9 protein-coding genes are annotated in these 18,996 nt (G+C 62.6%); 4 read left to right on the top strand and 5 right to left on the bottom strand.

Going from position 1 to position 18,996, the window contains the following annotated elements:
* Positions 1-1,011: an efflux RND transporter periplasmic adaptor subunit gene (locus C6558_RS07165; protein ID WP_107027129.1), complete on the bottom strand. Its 1,011-nt coding sequence runs from the start codon at positions 1,009-1,011 to the stop codon at positions 1-3.
* Positions 1,012-1,145: 134 nt separating this feature from the next.
* Between C6558_RS07165 and C6558_RS07160 the strand changes: the two genes are divergently transcribed.
* A complete protein-coding gene (locus C6558_RS07160) occupies positions 1,146-1,832 on the top strand; it encodes a TetR/AcrR family transcriptional regulator (protein WP_107027085.1) in 687 nt (228 codons plus the stop codon).
* Between the two features lie 148 nt (positions 1,833-1,980).
* Entirely contained in the window at positions 1,981-2,619 is a 639-nt protein-coding gene (locus C6558_RS07155) for a dihydrofolate reductase family protein (protein ID WP_107027084.1), read from the top strand.
* A 398-nt stretch (positions 2,620-3,017) separates the two neighbouring features.
* Here the strand turns inward: C6558_RS07155 and C6558_RS07150 are convergent, their stop codons facing one another.
* The 4 genes from C6558_RS07150 to C6558_RS07135 all read right to left on the bottom strand — a co-directional run bounded on the left by C6558_RS07150 (position 3,018) and on the right by C6558_RS07135 (position 16,422).
* On the bottom strand, positions 3,018-4,343 hold the full coding sequence (locus C6558_RS07150; protein WP_107027083.1) for an HlyD family type I secretion periplasmic adaptor subunit: 1,326 nt from the start codon (positions 4,341-4,343) through the stop codon (positions 3,018-3,020).
* Positions 4,344-4,389: 46 nt separating this feature from the next.
* Complete coding sequence (locus tag C6558_RS07145; RefSeq protein ID WP_107027082.1) at positions 4,390-7,173, bottom strand: calcium-binding protein; 2,784 nt, start codon at positions 7,171-7,173, stop codon at positions 4,390-4,392.
* Positions 7,174-7,313: 140 nt separating this feature from the next.
* Positions 7,314-9,113: a type I secretion system permease/ATPase gene (locus C6558_RS07140; RefSeq protein WP_107027081.1), complete on the bottom strand. Its 1,800-nt coding sequence runs from the start codon at positions 9,111-9,113 to the stop codon at positions 7,314-7,316.
* A gap of 73 nt (positions 9,114-9,186) precedes the next feature.
* Positions 9,187-16,422 (bottom strand): peroxidase family protein, encoded by a 7,236-nt coding sequence (locus C6558_RS07135; RefSeq protein WP_107027080.1) that lies wholly within the window; start codon positions 16,420-16,422, stop codon positions 9,187-9,189.
* A gap of 429 nt (positions 16,423-16,851) precedes the next feature.
* On the opposite strand from C6558_RS07135, the gene C6558_RS07130 reads away from it, so the two are divergent.
* Together C6558_RS07130 and C6558_RS07125 are read left to right on the top strand one after the other, a co-directional pair.
* The gene (locus C6558_RS07130) at positions 16,852-18,324 is read left to right on the top strand and encodes a sensor histidine kinase (RefSeq protein WP_146160874.1); all 1,473 of its coding nucleotides are present in this window, start codon (positions 16,852-16,854) and stop codon (positions 18,322-18,324) included.
* Complete coding sequence (locus tag C6558_RS07125) at positions 18,317-18,976, top strand: response regulator transcription factor (protein WP_107027078.1); 660 nt, start codon at positions 18,317-18,319, stop codon at positions 18,974-18,976. The genes C6558_RS07130 and C6558_RS07125 overlap by 8 nt, the downstream gene beginning before the upstream one ends.
* The last annotated feature ends 20 nt before the right edge of the window (positions 18,977-18,996 follow it).

Here is an 18,996-nt window from a genome sequence, read left to right as displayed (position 1 = left end):
TCATTTCTCCGGCTCGGCCGCGGCCTTGACGCGAGCACCGTCGGCAAGGTCGGTCGGGAACGGCGAGACGATACGGGCGTCGTCTTCGAGACCCGACAGGATCTCGACGCCTTCGGCGCCACGTATGCCCGTCTTCAGGGCTTGTATCTTGAGACGCCCGCCGTCGAGCAGGGCGACCTTTGTCCCTTCAAGAGCCACGGTTGGAATGATCAAAGCGCCATGCGATACGCGCACGATGACGTTGACGTCCGTCGACATGCCGATGCGCAGCGGTGTGTCGTCGGGCAGGCGGAAGCGGACACGATAGGTCTTTGTCACCGGGTCGCCTTTTGGCGTGATGCTGTCGACGGTCGCCTCGAGCTTGCGATCGGGAAAAGCATCCGATCTCAATAGCGCCCGCTGCCCGACGTCGACGCGCGAAATGTCCTCTTCGTTGACGTCGGCCGTGATGATCAGCGGTTTCGGTTCCCCGACCCAAAAGAGCACCGTGCCGAGTCCGGCGACTTCGCCGATCTCGCCATCCTGCCGCAAGACCTGGCCGTCGCTCGGTGCTCGCAACACGTAGGTCGCAAGCCGCGCCTGCCGACCCGCTACCAAGGCCTCGAGCTGGCCCAGTTCGCTGCGCGCTTGGTCGACCTCCTGTTCGCTGATCGTACGCTTTCCGGCCAGCGTCAGCTTACGCCGATATTCTTCCTGCGCCAGCGTCAGGCGCGCCTGGAGTTCGCTGAGTGCTGCGCGCGCCTCCGTGTCGTCGAGGCGGGCGAGCACCTGTCCCTTGGCGACGCGCTCGCCTTCACAATCGCATTGTTCGACGATCCGCTCGGCCACGGTCGGTGTGACCTTCGCCCAGGTGCGCGGCTCCACGACACCGTCCGCGTATACGATCTCTGCCGCATCGCCACGCTTGGGGGCAACAACGGAGACGGGAACTGCACGAAACAAATACCAGGAGGCCACCGCGCCGATGCCGGCTATGGTGGCAGCTGCGATGGCATATCGAGCTAGCCGCACGAAACGCTCCTTGAAACCTTCCAATCGATGCAGTAAAAATAGACCGACGGTCGGTTTGTTTCAAGGGCGGACACCACCTTACCTATCGTGGAACACATTGCAAACCGTGCTAAGGCGCAGTTCTCGGAGCACTTATGGCTAGAATAAAGAAATCGCCCGAGGTCCGATCGAAGGAGCTGATCGATTGCGCCGAACGGCTATTCTTTCAGCATGGATACGAGAATACGACGGTCAACGACGTCATCCGTGAGGCCGGTGTCTCGAAGGGTGCTTTCTATCACTACTTCGTTTCGAAGGAGGCGCTCCTGGAGGCGGTAGCGACCCGATTGGCGAAGAGGAATCTCGAGGCACTGCAGCCCCTCGCCGAAGACCCTTCGCTTGATGCCATTGGACAGTTGAATGCGCTTTTCGCCGGCTCGCGGCGACTAAAGCTTGAAATGGCGCCGCAGCTGAAGAATACCTTCAACGCCCTGTTCAAACCGGAAAACGTCGTGCTGTATCACCGCATCGACGAGGCTCTCCAAGCAGCCAGCCTGCCGATCATCACGGAGATACTGCGGCGCGGTCATGCGCAGGGAGCGCTGGACGCACCTGATCCGGAAACTGCCGCGATGATGCTTCTGCAATTGCGATTGAGCGTCGCCAAGATGATGCACAAGGCGTTGCAACTTTTGGAGGCCGGTGATCTCGACGGGGCAGCGGCGATGCTGGACAGCTGGATGCGAACCTATGGCACCGCGATCGAGCGTTTTTTGAAGCTTCCGGAAGGCTCGATCGAGGTAACGGAACCCGGCTTTGCACGCACCTTCCTGCAAGCCTGACCCGTCGGCCTGGCGGCGGGCAAGATTGACGGCGGCCGAATAGATTTCTTGAATTGTTTGTCGAATTCCGGATCAGCCGTTCGTCTATGCAGCGAAGGCGCGTGCAACTGGCCCGATCAAACGGTGACCAACCGGAAGGAACGAGATCATGAAATTGATTACCATGACGAATGTCTCCCTTGATGGAGTCATGCAAGGGCTCGGTTCGGCCGACGAGGACCGTCGCGGCTGCTTCGAGCGCGGCGGATGGATTGCGCCGCTCTTCGACGAAGAGGCGGGGGCCGCATTGGGCCAGATCTACGCGCGCGCCGACGCGTTTCTGTTCGGCCGGTGGACGTACGAGGTCTTTGCCGGCTCCTGGGGGGCGGTCAAAGAGATCCCGCGTGACAACCCCGTCGCACTCGCCTTGAACACACGGCCCAAATACGTGGCATCGAATACGCTCAGGGACCCGAAATGGAGGAATACCACTGTCCTTTCGGGCGACGTCGCGACCGCGATCCGCGACCTGAAGGCCAAGCCGGGCGGCGAGTTGCAAGTGCATGGCGGCACCACTTTCATCCGCTGGCTGCTCGACAACGACCTGGTCGATGAGATCAACCTTTTCACCTACCCGTTGATCCTCGGCCAGGGTATGCGGCTCTTTCCCGAGACCGGCCCGGATAGGGCACTCGAACTGGTCGCATCGCGGTCCACTCCCGGCGGGGTGATCATCCAAGCCTACCGTCCCACCGGGCGTCCGCAGTATCGAACGGCATCAATGGAATCGACGGAAACAAAGACGTAGACATCTTCGCCTGGCAGAGTTCGCGAGGCGGTTAGTTGCTGGCGTGCTGAGCGGGCCGGAGTGGTATATTGCGCTGATGCGCATAGGTGATGCTCGCCCAGCAGCCACGGAGTTTCTGTGGATAGCGTTGCGATCAGGCACGCGAGATCGCACACAGATGTACGGGCGCGTGGAGCATCACCGTCCGTCAAGGCGGCGCCCATTGTCTCCGGCTTGCAGCACGGCGTTGTCGTGAAAGCCTTGCGGGCTTTCGGGTTTAACAGCGTGGGCCTCCAAGCTTGCCCCAGGGAATCCGTGCTGGCGGCAGCGATACTGCCCCACTGCCTCGCCAAACGATTTGTCGCGCAACATCGAGAGTCTGTCACAGATTGGTGAAGCGACAAGCTACAGTCTCCCTCTCACTCCTCTCTGAATGCTCTGAGCATTTGGTCGGTGAATGGTTTTGTGAGGTAGGAGATGGCGGTTCTCTCGTCGGTCTGGACGAAGACTTCGACGGGCATGCCGGGCATGAGCTTGCGGCCGCCGAGCTTGTCGAGCGGTGAGGTGATGTCGACGGTTGCGAGATAGAAGGGCTGTCCGGTGTTGCGGTCGAGAGTGGTGGCGGCGGCAACGACGTCGATGCGGCCGTCGAGTTCCGGCGTCGTTCTCTGGTTGAAGACGGTAAAGCGCATGCGGCTCTGCTGGCCGGGCGCGATGCGGTCGATGTCGGCCGGCGGGATGCGAATCTCGACCGTCAGATCCTCGCCCTCGGGCACGATCGACATGGCGGTGGCGCCGGGGGCGATGATGCCGCCGATGGTGTGGATCTGCAGGTCGTAGACGAGACCGTCGACGGGGGCGCGCACTTCCATGCGCGACAGCCGATCCTTTGCCGCGATCGCGCGCTCGGTCAGTTCGGCGATCTTGGCCTCGAGGCCGACGATCTGCCCTTGGGTTTCCTTGCGGTTGTTCTGGTCGATCGACATCAGCTTGATGCGCAGTTCGCTGATCTGGCCGAGTGCCTCGGCGATGCGCGCGAGCAGCTCGCCCTTGGAGCCGTCGATACGGGCCATCTGGCGCAACAGATCGCGATGTTCGGAGACCGGCACCAGGCCGCTCTTCAAAAGCGTGTCGAGCTTGACGATCTCCTTCTCGACGATCGCCTTTTCCTTGTCGCTGGAACCGGTCTGGGCCTTCAGTCCGCGGATCTGCTCCTCGAACTGGCCGATCTGCAGCCGCATCTGCTCTTCCTGGCTGGTGATCATCCGGCGATTGGCCTCAAACAGCTTGAGCTCGCTCACTTTGAGGATCTCCGGCACATCGAGGCCATCGAAGGAGACGGTGGCCTCGCCATCGCGTTCGGCCGTCAACCGGGCACGCATGGCGTAGAACTGCTGCAGCTGGCCGCGCACGATCGTCAGCTCGACCCGGGTCTGGGTCTCGTCGAGCTGCAGGAGCACGTCGCCCTTCCTGACGTGGGTGCCGTTCCTGACAGGGATCGCCGAGACGATGCCGCCGTCGCGGTGCTGGATCAGCTTGACCTGCTGGGAGACGGCGACCTGGCCCTGGGTGATGACGGCCCCCGACAGCTTGGCCTGAGCGGCCCAGCCGCCGACGCCGAACACCAGCGTTGCGGCAAACACGGCAGACACGACAATGCGCGAGGTGATGCCGAACTGCGGCTTGGCGGACGAGTTGCTGGCAATTGCGGCACTGGCGGCTGTGGAATTGTCCGTGGTGTTCATGGTCTTCTTCTCCCCATAACGCGTGACGAATTGATTTCCGGATTGTTCAGACGGTGTCTCTCGGCTGGTCTGCCGGGCCTTCGAGGGCTGCCAGGATAAAATCCTGTTCGGTCAGCTCGTGGCGGCCGGCGATGAGGAATTCGAGATCCTCGTCGCGTTCGAGGTCGACGACGGCACGAACGACGGTGCGTTCGCCGTCGGCAAAGGCCTCGTGATAGAAGGTGATCTGGTGCACCGGCGCCGTCTGGCCGTCAGATGCGAACTGGGCAAAGACCAGACCGCCGATGGCCTCGGCGATTTTCGACAGGTCGATGCGGTCGCCGACCTGGAAGTCGCGGATCTCGTCGCGACCGCTGCCGACATTGGCCAGCGATGCCACCGTGCGGAACACGAAGATATCGGCGCCATCGCCGCCGGCCAGGAAATTGACGGCATTGCCGGCGATGAGCACATCGTCGCCATCGCCGCCGATCGCCGCCTCGATCGAGGTCAGGAGGTCCGAGCCGATCTCCGTGCCCTCAGCCGTGCCACGATCGAGATCGATCACCACCGCCTGTGTTGCGGCCGAAGCGTCATAGGTATCGCAGCCATCGTCTCCGTCGATTTCGTCGTCGCCGTCATCGGCACCGGGGACGACGATGACGAGGAACGTGTCGTTCCCGTCATCGCCCTCCAGCTCATCGTCCCCGGCTCCCCCGACGAGAATGTCGTCGCCGTCGCGGCCGCGCAGCCGGTCATCGCCGCCGCCGCCGGCCAAAAGATCGTCGCCACGCCCGCCGGAAATCCTGTCGTCACCCCGCCCGCCGAGGATGACTTCGAAACCCTCGATGCGATCTTCGCCGATCTCCTCGCCTTCGGCGATGCCCGCCTCGATGTCTGCAAGCACCGTTTGGATAAGGCTCGACATGTCGAGCGTGTCGATGCCTTCGCCACCGGAATAGGTATCGTTTCCATCGTCGTCATCCGCTTGATCGTCGTCGTCGCGTTCGTCGACATCATCATCACAGTCTTGCGCGCTGGCGACCTGAACAATGACCGTATCATTGCCGTGTCCGCCGGAAACGATGTCGTTGCCGTTTCCGCCTGCAAGGGTGTCGTTGCCGTCGCGACCGTCGATCGTGTCGTTGCCCTCATTGCCGATGAGGGTGTTGTCCTTGGTGTCTCCCGAGAGCTGGTCGTCGCCCGAGCCGGCAATGACCGCCTCGATGCTGTCGAGGGTGTCGGTGCCGATCTCGTCACCGGTGGCGGTGCCCTGCTGGAGATCGACGACGATGGTCTTTGTGGCGGTGCTGGCGTCGAGCGTGTCGAAGCCGGTGCCGCCGGAATAGTGGTCGCCGCCGTCGTCTTCGGGGGCGACGGAGGTGTTTCCGGCCGGTGTTGCCTCTGCCCGGCGAAGCTCCTCGCTCGTCGGTCCGGTGACGATGACGTCGTTGCCCCCGCCGGCCAGGACCGTGTCGTCGCCGGTGCCCCCGGTGAGCCGGTCGTCTTCGCCGCCGCCGTCGACGAGATCGTCGCCGGCATCGCCCTCGAGAACATCCCGGCCGTCCTCACCGAACAGCTGGTCGTTGCCCAAGCCGCCCGAAAGTGTGTCGTGGCCGGCCTCGCCGATAAGGATATCGTCGCCCGCCTCGCCATGGAGCTGGTCGTCGCCGTCGCCGCCAAACAGGATGTCGTTGCCATTGCCGCCGAACAGCCGGTCGTTGCCCTCTTCACCATGAAGAGTGTCGTTGCCGTCACCGCCTAAAAGCGTGTCGTTGCCGGCGCCGCCGAGGATCAGGTCATCGTCCTCGCGGCCATAGACGATGTCGTCGCCGCCAAGGGCTGCGATGATGTCGGGGCGCGGCGTGCCGACGAGAACGTCCGCTCTCTCGGTGCCCCTGATCTCATGGGCCGGCCAGTCGAGCAGCGCCAGAAGCGCGCCATTGGCAACGCTGCCGGTGCCATCCGACACGGTATAGCTGAAGGTGACCTCGCCGATCTCGCCGCGGCCAGGCGTATAGAGCCACATGCCGTCGGCATAGGCGCGCACCCAACCGGAAGAGACGGTCAGGTTGGCGACCGTCAGCCGGTCGCCGTCGGGGTCGCGCGTGTTGGCGAGGAGATCGTCGAGCAGGATGATCGCCGACAGGTTCATGACGCCGTTGGCGAGGATGTTGCGGCCGGTGACGACCGGCAGCCGGTTCGAGCGCGTGCTGCCGTCGTCATCGTCATCGTCGTCGCCACCGTTGTTGCCGCCGCCGTTATTGCCGCCGTTGTTACCGCCGTTGCCATTGCCGTCATCGTCGTCGTCATCATCCGCATCATCATTTGGGCCGCCGGTCGACGGCAGATTGCCGAAGGACGACAGCCGGGGAAAATCGAAGTCCGGCAGGTCGTTGTCGTTGGCCGAACGGATGGACTGCTGGAACGGCCGGCTGTCGACAAAGCTGGTATCGGGACGGCCTTCGTCGAAGGACAGCCGCACCGATGCGCGCAGCCGGCCGGTCACGGTTGCAACCGCGCCGGTCGTCAGCGCGAAGTCGGCTATCAGTTCGCGGAAATAATCGGCGACATCGTTGACGACATCGAGCGCGCCGGCAAGATCTGGCCCGGCCTGCAGCTCTTCGGAGGGCGCCATCGTCTCGCCGTCGCCAAGCCCCTGTTGATGCGCCGGAGCCTTGCCGCCGGCCTCGTCGCGGCTGGCAAACACCGAGCCGAGACCGCCGAGAAAAAGCGCCGACAAAAGCATCTGGCCGCGCTTGCGCTCCGGCTTGTCGGTGATCTCGTAACGGTTCATCGGCGCGACCGCCTGCTGGCTGTCGGGTCGATTCAGGATGAGCTTCTCGTCCATGACATCCTCCTCGGCCGGCGCCGGCTCCTCTTGCGGAGTTCGTTGCGCCTAGCCTCGTATCGCTCGCTTGGCGTCTGTTTTGATCCGCCGCAAAAGGGCGGCTTCAGTTCCTCGTCAGGCTAAACCCTCACATGTGCCGGCTATTCCGCCGGCACCCGTTGCGGCTGGCCCATGGCCTGTGCCATGCCGTGAGCCATTCCCTGGCCCGCGCCGGGATCCGCCCTGCCGGCGGCATCTGGCCTGCGGTTCTTCTCCACCACGAACGGCCGCATCTTCTGCGAGGACAGGATCTGTTCCTTCGGTCCGAAGGCGACCAGCCGGCCGGCCTGCACCAGGCCGATCATGTCGACCGCCTGCAGTGCGCTTGGGCGATGGGCGACGATGACGACGATGCCGCCGCGCTCGCGCACTTGGAAGATGGCCTGAGAGAGCGCCTCTTCCCCTTCCGCGTCGAGGTTTGAGTTCGGCTCGTCGAGCACCACAAGAAAAGGGTCCCCGTAGAGAGCACGCGCCAGGGCAATGCGTTGCCGCTGGCCTGCGGACAGTGCGGTTCCATGAGGACCAAGTTCGGTCTGGTAGCCGTTCGGCAGGTGCACGATCATCTCGTGGATGCCGGCGGCCTTGGCGGCGAGGATGATGGCGCGCGCATTCGGCGCCTCGGCAAACCGCGAGATGTTGTCCGACACCGTGCCGTCCATCAGCGCCACGTCCTGCGGCAGGTAGCCGATATGCTGGTTGAACAGTGACTCGGGCCATTGGTTGAGATCGGCGCCGTCGATGCGCACAGCCCCGCGCAGCACCGGCCAGATGCCGAGCATAGCGCGTGCCAGCGTCGTCTTGCCGCCGCCGGATGGCCCGATCAGACCCAGCGCCTGCCCGGCCTTGAGCTCCAGGCTCACTTCGCTCAACAGCACCGCCCCGGTCGACGGCGCCACCGTTGTCACCTTGTCGAGGGAGAGGCTTGTCGTCGGCACCGGCAGATCGAGGCTGCCGGAGCGCTCGTCGAGCACACCGAGCGTCTCGTTGAGGCGATGATAGCTGCGTCTCGCCGCCACCACGCCCTTCCATTGCGCGATCGCCATGTCGACCGGCGCCAGCGCCCTTGCCGTGACAATCGACGAGGCTATGATCGAGCCCGCCGACATTTGTCCGCGGATCGCCAGATAGGCGCCAAGCCCGAGGATCGCCGACTGCAGGATCATGCGCAGCACCTTCGACAGGCCCGACAGCGTGCCGCCGATGTCCGACGTCTTAGTCTGACAGTCGAGGTGACGGCGATTGGCCTTCTCGAAGCGGTCGACCGCTCGGCCGGTCATGCCCATGGCGTGCAGCACGTCGCTGTTGCGAGCATTGCTCTCGGCCACCGAACTGCGCGCCACCAAGGCCTTGATCATCGTGTGCGAATGGCGCCGCGTCAGCACCTCGGCAATGATCGTCAGCACCGCCAGCACCAGCGCGCCGCCAAGCGTCAGGTAACCGAGTACCGGGTGCAGCAGCCAGACGAAGACGAGATAGATCGGGATCCACGGCAGGTCGAACAGCGCCACCGGTCCCTGGCTTGCCAGGAACCCGCGCAGCGTGTCGACGTCGCGGCCGCGTTCGGTTGCCTCCGCCGTCGAATAGCCGAAGCGCGGCATCTCGATCACCACCTTGTGGGTAAGCGGCGCCAGCTCGGCATCGAGTCTTGAACCGAGCCTGACCAGGATCTGCGAGCGGATGATGTCGAACAGTCCCTGGAACAGATAGAGCCCGACCGCCAGCACCGACAGCGCCACCAGGGTGGAGATGCTGCCGCTGGTCAGCGCCCGATCGTAGATCTGCAGCATGTAGAAGGCGCCGGTCAGCGCCAGAATGTTGATCAGGCCGGAAAGGCCGAAGAGATAGACCAGGATACCGCGCATGCCGCCGATCTTGTGTTGCGGCTCTTTCTTCTTGCTCATGATGAGATCCCCTTTTGTCCGCCCGCATGATGTCCCGGCCGGTCACCGACCGGTCGGGACAGTCCGTTCATGCTCAGGAGACACCGTCGAAGTCGGCGACCTTGAGGTTGTGCGTGCCTGCGATCGAAAGTTCGAAGTCGGCATCCGGGTCCGCATCGACACTGCCGTGGATCACGGTGACGTCGGCGCCGTCGCGTGTCTCATGGGTCACCACGATCTGGCCGGCGCCTGAAAGCGTCGTACCGGCCGAAAGCGTGAAGCCCTGCACACCCGCCTGTCCGGTGTTGGCATCGATCGAGGAGAAGTCGATCCGGTCTCCCGGCGTAAAGCTGTAGATCGTGTCGCCGTTGGCCGCGGCCCCCGAGGTGAAGCGGAAGACGTCCTCGCCAAGGCCGCCGTCGATGACGTTGACGGCATTCGACGCGGTGATCACGTCATGGCCCGAACCACCGATGAAGTTCTCGAAGCCGTAGACCGTGTCGGTTCCCACCTCGACGCCTGAGACCTGGCCGCGGCCCATGAAGCCGGTGCCCATGTCGACCGTCAGGTTGCCGGTCGCCGTCGAGTAGTTGAGCGTGTCGACGCCACCGTCGCCCCAGTAGCTGTCGTCGCCGTCGCCCTTGGTGGCCAGCACCATGTCGTCGCCGGCACCGCCCCAGGCCTTGTCCGAGCCCGCCCCACCTTCGATGACGTCGTTGCCGGCGTCGCCGTAGATCAGGTCGTCGCCGCCATTGCCGAACAGCATGTCGGCACCGGCACCGCCGTGGATCTCGTCATTGCCCGACCCACCCGAGGCAACGTCGTCGCCGTCACCGCCGGAAAGCACATCCTCGCCGTCCTCGCCGCGCAGCACGTCGCTGCCCGCATCCCCCGACAGGATGTCGCCACCGCCGCCGCCCAGAAACACGTCGGCAAGACCACCACCCAGAAGCACATCCGCAGCAGACGTGCCGATCAGCGTGCGTGCCGCAACCGGCAACGGTGTCTGGCCACCATCGCCATCGCCCGAGCCATTGCCGTCGCCGTCCCCAGAGCCGCAAGTGTCATCGTCATCGTCGTCATCATCGTCATCGTGATGATCGTCGCCCGACCAGGTCCTAACCTCGGGCGCACTGCCTGAGGCAAACGAGATCGTATGCGAGCCGTTCGAAAGCGTGGTCACGCCGCCAACTTCACTCGCCTCGTAGTCCTCAAGGCTCGCGCCCTCCATCAGCTCGATCACGTCCTGTGGCCGAAGCGCCCCGACAAGCGTGTCGTTGCCGCCATTCGAGCGGAAGACGATGCGATGTGCCGACTGCAGACCGGTGATGTCGATCACGTCGTCGCCTGCGGTTCCATCGATGGTGATGGTCGAGAAGTTGAGGCTGGTGCCGGTCAAATCGCCGATGACCTGGATCGTGTCGCCGCCGTTATTGCCGCCGCCGGCACCGCCGGGTGATGTGACCTGCAGGGTGTTGACGCGGATCTCCTCGATATTGTCGAGCTCGGCGATAACAGCACCGTTGCGGGTGATGACGATTTCGGTATTGCCGTTGAGGATGAGCCCGGGAAGGGCCGAGAGTGCTGCAGCTCTGGCATAGACCGCGAAATTCTCTGCTGCTGCGTTGCCGTTCAGCTGATAGGTATCGACGCCGCCGCCACCATTGACGATGTCGCGTCCACCTGTGCCGCCGACCTGGGTGATGGTATCGTTGCCATCACCCGCATCGATATAGTCGTTGCCCGCACCGCCGTCGATGTTGTCAACGCCACCGAGCCCGAAGATCGCTTGGGAACCGTTGCCACCGCTGAGGGTGTTGTTGCCGCCGGTTCCTGTCGTGATGGCGTAGTCTGTTCCATTAACGCGCATTGTCTCCACGCCGTTCAGCGTGTCGGTGCCTTCGGCGCCGCTAAGGTCGGTAACAGTTATGTTCGTGCCGTTGCTGGTGATGGCGAAATTGCTGATCGCGCCGGCATAGACGGCCGTATCCGTATTGGCGCCGCCGTTCAGTGTGTCATTACCGGCACCGCCATTCAGCGTGTCGTTGCCGGCATTGCCGTTGAGAAGGTCGTTTCCGGCATTCCCGTTCAAGGTGTCAGCACCGCCGATTCCGAACAGGCCACTTGCACCATTCGCGATGTCATCGCCGGCCGTGCCATTAAATGTACTGCCGATCACGGCGCTCCAGTTGGCTCCAACTGGCACTGTGGGCTGCGAGGCGAGTGTTTCGATATGGCCGTTGCCATCGGCGAAGCTGACGACGACCCGCAGCTGCAGCCCCGCCTGAGGACCAATTTGAGTACCGGAGAGATCCTGTGGCGTAAAGGTTGCCGCCGTCGCGCCGGCGACATTCTGCCAGCTGCCATCGACGAGCGCCTGCCATTGGTAGGAGAGCGGCCCAAGGCCGTTGGCGTCCTGGATTGACGAGACGTTGACGGTCAGCGCTTGTCCCTCCGTCGGCGTCAGGTCGCTGATCACAGGCGCACCGGTTGCCGGCTGGTTGAAGAAGCTTGCCGTGTTGAAGATGCCGTCGGCGAACTTCAGCTGCTCGATGTTGAACAGACGGTCGGTTCCGTCGGCCTCGCGGTTGCGCCCGGTCGTCGGATCGACGATCGCCGCACCGACAGTGGTATGGGAGACTGTAAGGCTGCCATCCTCATTGGCGTTGATCGTATAGTTGGCACGTACGTCCCAATAGGCGGCCGTGTCGACATCCGCGCTGCTGCTGCCGGTGGCGACGATCTCGCGGACGACCTGCAACTGAGCCGGTTTGATTTCTCCGGAGAACATGCGTGTCTGGATGTCGGCGATCGAGTCGACGCTGAAGGGCGCCCAGATCTGTCCGCGGGAAAGGTCAGGCGAGACTTTAATGCGCACGTTCAGCCACTTGTCGCCATCGATGATGTCGTTGCCGCCCATCCCCTCGATCAAGTCGCTTCCGCCGCCGCCGAGCAGGATGTCGGAGGCATCGCCCGTGCCCATGACGATGGTCTCGGTTCGCCCGGCCACAGTGACCGTCGTGCGCGTCAGGTGGTTCGTCAGCGCCGCAAGCCCGGAGACGAGGTTGAGGTTCTTTTCCAGCAGCGCGTTCGAGTAAGAATCCAACGGCGCATCGGCATCGATCTGCGCGGCGTTGCCATCAGCATCATAGCCGCCGATCACCACATCGCGGCCGATGAGCTGGTCGTTGTGGTTCCAGCCGGAGAGCCCTTCGACCAGATCGTAGCGGTCTCTGAGGATATTGTTCTGCTGGTTGACGAAGATGCTGATGTTCATATTGGCGTTGGCGTCATAGTGGTTGTTCTGGAACGTGGTCCAGTCGAAGCCAGCCATGCCGTTGCTGCGGTTGATGCCGATGCCCTGGACCATGATATCGTCGCCGGATTCAGCGTCGAAATCCGTGTCGTTCTCGCCGGCGATCATCACGTCATGGCCGATGATGCGTGAATTGAAGAACAGTTCGGAGTTGTCGCCGGTCAGGGTGGTCATATTGCCCTGGGCTTCCATCCAGTCGTTGCCCTCGTTGCCGAGAATGGCGCCCCCGCCCGTGGGCGATCGGATGAAGTCGTCGCCTTCGCCGCCGGACAGACCCTTCTGGTCCTCGCCGCCTGTGAGCACGTCATTGCCATCGCCGCCGAAGATGAGGTCAAGACCCATGCCGCCGTTGATAACGTCGTCGCCGCCTTCGCCCTTGATCACATCGGCCGCGCCCACATCCGTACCGCTATCGGTGATGATGTCGTTGCCGTCGCCGCCATGCAGATGGTCGACGCCAAAGCCTCCCTCGATGCGGTCGTCGCCTCCATCTCCCCAAATCGTGTCGTCGCCATCGCCACCGATGAGCGTTTCGGAGGCGTTCGTGCCGCCAAGGACGACATGCTCTTCGCCGGTAAATCTGAGGTAGTTGGCTGCGCGCACAACCAGGGACGCGGTGCCCGTGATCGCGGAGATGACGTCGGCATCGCCTGTCGGGTCGGTATTGCCGAGCCCCTTGTTGTACTGCTTGGACTGATCCATCTCGATGATGTAGTCGGCCGTCTGGAACGCAGCCCCATTGGTATGCATGCCGGAGTCTTCGGTGTCGGTGTTGCGCCGGATCAGATCGGCGAAGCTATCGCTTTCCAGTTCGTTCAGCAGGTTCTGGCCCTGTGTGCGGCTCAGGTAGTAGAAGCGGTCGCCATTCTGCAGATTCTGGATCTGCAGTTCGAACACGTAGGTGAAGGTCGAGCCAAGCATGCCGCCAAAGGGCATCAATGCTTCGGCAAGCCCGCCGATCCAGAAGTCGACCTTGTTGAGGCCGGTTTCCCGGGCGGCCCAGCTTCCAGTCGAGTTCAGATAATCTAGACGCGCCTGACGCTCCCCGGCCGTCTCCCCGGCAACCCCAAAGACCAGATCCCAGGCGGCGTCGCGCTTGGTCTCCGCGGTCGTGGCTGCGGTGATCGCATCATGGGTGCCATAGGCCGCAATGAAGTTGACGATCGAAAGTGGGTTCTTGATGTGCTGGGCGAAGTCCGCCCAGCTGGTATAGGGCTTGAGGTAGGTATCGTTCGTCTGTTCGTAGATCTGGCGCCGGGCTTCGTTGAGAGAAGGCACGCCGGTTTCGCGGGCTCGAGCCAAGTTCAATGCGGCCAAGTCAAGTGGCAGACCAACGAGGTTATTGCGCAACGCGCTGGTCACGAATTCGTCGATCTCGTTGCCTGCCTGCCGGGTCATGCCGCGAAGAATGGCACCGGAGGCGGCATGCGCATCCACGCCTGCGCTGTTGAAGACGACCGGGTTGAGGAAGGCGTCGATCAGTCCGACTTCTTCCGGGCTCGCCGCATTGTTGGCGAGCTTCAGCATTTCGACGTTCTCGTTAAGCATCGAATGGCCGAAGCGATAGACGACCTGAGCGAACTCCTCGTAGATCACTGCGTCGATCTCGACCGAATTTGAGAAAACAAAGGGATCGATCTGTGGCGCGACCGCGCGGACAAATTCTTCGAAGACGAGGTGCTGGTAGACCATCTCCGTCGAGAAACGGGCTGCCTGGAAGAGGCGCTCGCCGTCCCAGACCAGACCGGACAGATCTGTCGGCATCGTTGCCACATCGACCAGGAGCCACTCGTTGAGCAGTGCCAGATCGCCTTCGGCCAAAAGCGTCGCTTTGATGGCATCCACCTGGCGATTGTGCTCACTGTGGAAGATCGAATGGGTCGCTGTCAGCGCGATGTTCTCATTGCCGCGGCCGTCGCCGACAATGAAGTGGGCGTTCAGCAGTTCGTTGTCGTAAGTGACATTGACGCCGTACTCGTTCGGGATGGTGGGGTTGCCGACAACATCGTCGGTGTCCGGGAGAACGGCGACCGGTGCGGTCGCTGGGTTTCGGTCGTGGTCGATCGGTGCGCTTGGAACAGCGTTGTGGGCGATATCGTTGAGGAAGGCCCGGCCAGCGCTCAGGCTGGTCAAGGCAGAGATCGGAACCTGCAGATTGCCTTCGACAGGCCCCGAGGCAGTTACCATCAAGGGCAGACCATTATCTCCGCGCACGAATTCGCCGTAGAGATCCGTGACCAGAAGCGGAACGCTATGCACGTTGAGATCGCTGAGGTCGATACCGAACAGGTCTCTTGCCTGAGCCTTGATGTCCGCCCAGGTCGGGGGGCCGCCATTGGCGCCTTCGAGCATTTGACCCGTTGCGACAGGCTTGCCATCCACCAACACATATGCCCGCAGGAAGACCTGGTGTGACGGGTTCGAGGTGTAGACCTGGTTGAGGTCGATCCAGGGCGTGGTTTCGTTGCGGTGATCGCGGATATCGTCGGACGTTCCGAGCTGGCCGTCGGCGCCGGGATGGACGGCATCGTTAGTCGCGCGCGTGAGCACCATGAAATTGGTCGGGCTTCCTGGCACGTAGAGCGGGTCGTCAGGTTGCAGCGGAATGATGACGTTGCCGCTGCCGCCCTTGGCGGTCAGATCGAGACCGTGATCGAAGAACTGGCCGAAGATCGTCATGAACCCGTTGAAGGAGGCAGTGTCGCCAAGGTCGGCCGCAATGTTCTTGATGAAGACGTTATCGCCATCCATCGTTACGCCATGCGAGGTGACCTCGGCAATCACGGCTGCATCGGCAGCCGCAGCGGCTGCAACCGCTGCCGCGGTCGCCGCACCCCCGGTCGGAATGGCATCGCGGGCCTCGACCGCATCGGTGAGCGCCTCGGTTGCCTGGGCGAGGTCGGTGTTTGCGGCGCTCAATGCCGCATCGGCATTGGCCAGGACCGGGGCCGCATCAGCCACCTCTGCCTGTGCCGAGCTCACGGCGCCGGCCAATACCTGTTGCTCAGCGACCACATCCTGCAGTGCCGAAATCGCACCGGCATGCTGAGCCTGGGCCGCATTAAGGGCTGTGACCGCGTCTTCCTGGTCTTCGACAGCCTGGGCATGCACTAACTGTGCTTCCTCACGAGCATCGACGGCAGCCGCATAGGCGGCGGCATTTGCTGGGTTCGGATCGCTCTGGAATGCGGTGAGCGCATTCGCTTCGGTCTGCTGAGCAAGTCCCAGATTGGCAAAAGCGATATTCTTGGCTGCCTCGGCCGCAGCTGCTGCCGTTGCTGCGGACTGGCTGGCGACGAGCGCCGCCGCTGCTGCAGACTGAGCTGCCGTGACAACCGATACATGAGCATCGCGAGCCGCGACGGCTGACGCCAATGCCGTGTTGGCGGCATCGAGACCTTGCACCGCGCCAGCCTGTCCGGCAGCAGCCGCGTCGTAGGCCGTCTGCGCCGTCGTTTGTGCTGTCTCGGCATTCGCGACGATGACATTGGCTGCCGCCACGGCTGCGTCGGCAGCCGCTGCGGCATCGGCGACCGCTTCGTGCGCTGCGCGAGCTGCCGCCTGCAACTGCATCACCTCGCCAATGATCTGCAGCGCCTGCGAGCCGGTGATGCCTACGGAGGCAAGTGCGCCGGAAATGGCGGCCGGGTTGTTCAGGGATTGGTCTGCCACGATGTTCGAGATCAGGCGCGGCTGACTGTCGTAGACGGAGCCGCTGAGATCTGCGTAGCTGGTCGGCAACCCGTTGCGGATGTTGGTTTCGGCGGCAGCGTAGTTTGGTGTCAGGAGCCGGCTCATCACCTGATCGGAAGAGCCAAAATGGGTCATGTTCGGCTGGAAGTTGTTGAACGAGCCATCAACCGTGCGCAGGCCGTAGGGAAGTAGCGGGCTTGATACCAGCTGTTCGAGAGCGATCCGAGGGTCGACGCCACTTTCGATGGCCGCTGTGTGGGCCTCTGCAATCTTGATCTGCTTCAGGATGAAGTCGAGGTCATTTCGGTTGAGCTGTACCATTTTCCCCTCCGTCGGCCGGAACGCAGCGGCGCCCGCCGGTTTTTGCCAAAGTTTCACCGTCCGGCGGGTAGGCATCGCCCGCACCCGTCGGCTGCAACATCGTCTGATTGTCCGATCCCTCGATCAGGATCTTCTGTTCATGCTTCGATGTTCGGAGGAAACAGCGAAGAAAGAAACGTCGCAAAGTCGGACGAATTTGCCGACGAATGTCGGACGGTCAATCCGACCACTGTCGGTGCGACAGGGAGAATAGGACCGCAAGGGATACTGGACTTAGGTCCAGATATAGTCTGACCCAAAGATGTTGTTCGCGGACGCTCTTTCAATTTATGAAAATACTGCGATCATCACGCGGCAAGGCAGCGCTTAGAGTTCGGCCCGCGGGCAATTTCGATTTTGCGCGTGGCCCGAAGGAGGGACCGGCGCAATTTGACTGATCTTATGGGTGGCATACCGGGAGATGTTCCGGCACTGGACGAACGCCTTGATCCGCCACAAGGCGGATGGTGGTCGTCGCCAGCAGTTTGGTTCCACCGCCAGACATTGTCGGTCCAGTTTCTTCTGGCGAGTAGCGTCCTGATCCTTCTTGCCGCAGCGATTGCCGGTTATCTGATATCAGAAGAGGTTTCCAAGAACGCCGCTCATGATCGGGCGGCATCCACCGCGCTTTTCATGCAGAGCATCCTTGAACCGATGGCCCAGGAGTTGGACGAGGCCAAGGAACTCTCGCCGGCGACGATTGCAAGGCTCGACCATCTTTTCGGCGACGAGCATTTCCGGAGCCGCTTTCCCTATTTCGAGCTTTGGCGACCGGACGGTACGGTGGCTTATTCCACGTCGCGACAATTGATCGGCCGTCGGTTCAACCCACCTGCGAGCCTCGTTCGCGCGCTGAGCGGCGAGGTCGCTTCCGAGTATGCCGATCTGAACGCCGGCGAGCACACCCTTCGCCATTTCAGTACACGCTATCTGGAAATCTATAGTCCGGTCCGGCGAGCGGACAGCGCGGCGATCGTCGCCGTCGCCGAAGTGCAAGAGGATACGGAGCTTCTGCATCGGGAGATCTTCGAGGTGCGGGTCAGCAGCTGGATCACCGTCGCTGGGGCCTCCGTATTGATCATGCTTGGGCTGTTCGGCATCGTGCATCGGGGCAGTGCCACGATTGAGCGCCAGCGCCAGAGACTTGAGCAGCGCGCTGACGAGGCGGAGCGGGTGTCGGAAGAGATCCGCATCCTGCGCGACCGATCGCGCTTGGCGTCAATGCGGTTGACTGATTTCAACGAGAAGCTGACCCGGGGCATCGGCGCCGATCTTCATGATGGGCCGGCCCAGCTCATCGGCTTTGCAGTCCTACAGCTCGAACCGGCGCGTCGCGCCAAGAACAAAAGCGAGCGCGAGCAATCGCTGGAAGCGATCGGCCGGACGCTAGATGAGGCGCTGTGCGAAATCCGGATGATCGCCCGCTCGCTGCTGCTGCCCGACATCGATCGGCTCAACCTGGAGCAGGTGGTTGCGCGCGCTGTAAAACTGCATGAAGCGCGCACAGGAACCAGCGTACGGGTCACAACGATTAGCACACGAATTCCGCTTCCGACCGTCATCAAGACCTGTGTCTATCGTTTCGTGCAGGAGGGCCTCAACAATGCCCACCGGCATGCCGACGGCAATGACCAAAAGATCAACTGTCGTATCAATGGTGCGCTGTTGACGCTCAGTGTACGTGATGGAGGCAGACGCGCGGGTGAACCGACCCCTGACAGAAAGAACGAGGGCGGGCTCGGCATTCACGGGCTTCGCCAGAGGGTCGAGAGCCTGGGCGGCACGCTTCAATTCGAGCCCGGGGCGGAAGGCGCGACATTGACGATGACGTTGGATCTTGGAGGAGGCATGCTCGATGAGTGAAACAACCTCAGTCATCGTCGTCGACGATCATTCCCTGTTTCGCATGGGCGTGTTGCAGGCTTTGCGGCTGGAGGAGGGGCTCTCGGTGATTGGCGAGGGCGGCTCGAAGGCGGAAGCGCTTGGTCTTGTCGAGCGCTTGTCGCCCGATGTGGCGTTGCTTGACATATCCATGCCCGGCAACGGCATTGATGCCGCGCGCGATATTACCAGCCGGTGGCCCGGCACCAAAGTCGTGATGCTGACCGTCTCGGAGGAAGACGACGACGTACTTGAGGCACTCGACGCCGGGGCCGCCGGCTATGTGCTGAAGGGTACGCCGGCACCAGAGCTGGTCGCGGCGATCGTCGCCGTCGCCGAGGGCCGTTCCTACATGTCGCCCAACCTCGGCATGCGATTGTTCGGCGTCATCCGCAACAGAACGCAAGAGCACAAGGTCGAGAAGCTGATCGACGCGCTTTCGCCCAAGGAAGAAATCGTATTTCGCCTGCTCGGTCGCGGCTATACCAATCGGGCGATTGCCGACGAAATGGGCGTTCAAATCAAGACCATCAAGTTCCATGTCAGTCGGCTGCTGGTGAAGCTCGGAACCAAAAACCGGGTCGAGGCGGCCCTGATGGCGCAGCGTCATCTAAGCAATCCTGCAAAGCCTTGACATTGGGCGAACGAACCCGT

It is taken from the genome of Ensifer sp. NM-2, assembly GCF_003024455.1.
GTDB lineage: Bacteria > Pseudomonadota > Alphaproteobacteria > Rhizobiales > Rhizobiaceae > Ensifer > Ensifer canadensis.
Note: the sequence above shows the minus strand (reverse complement) of the source record. Positions and strands in the feature narration are given on the sequence as shown.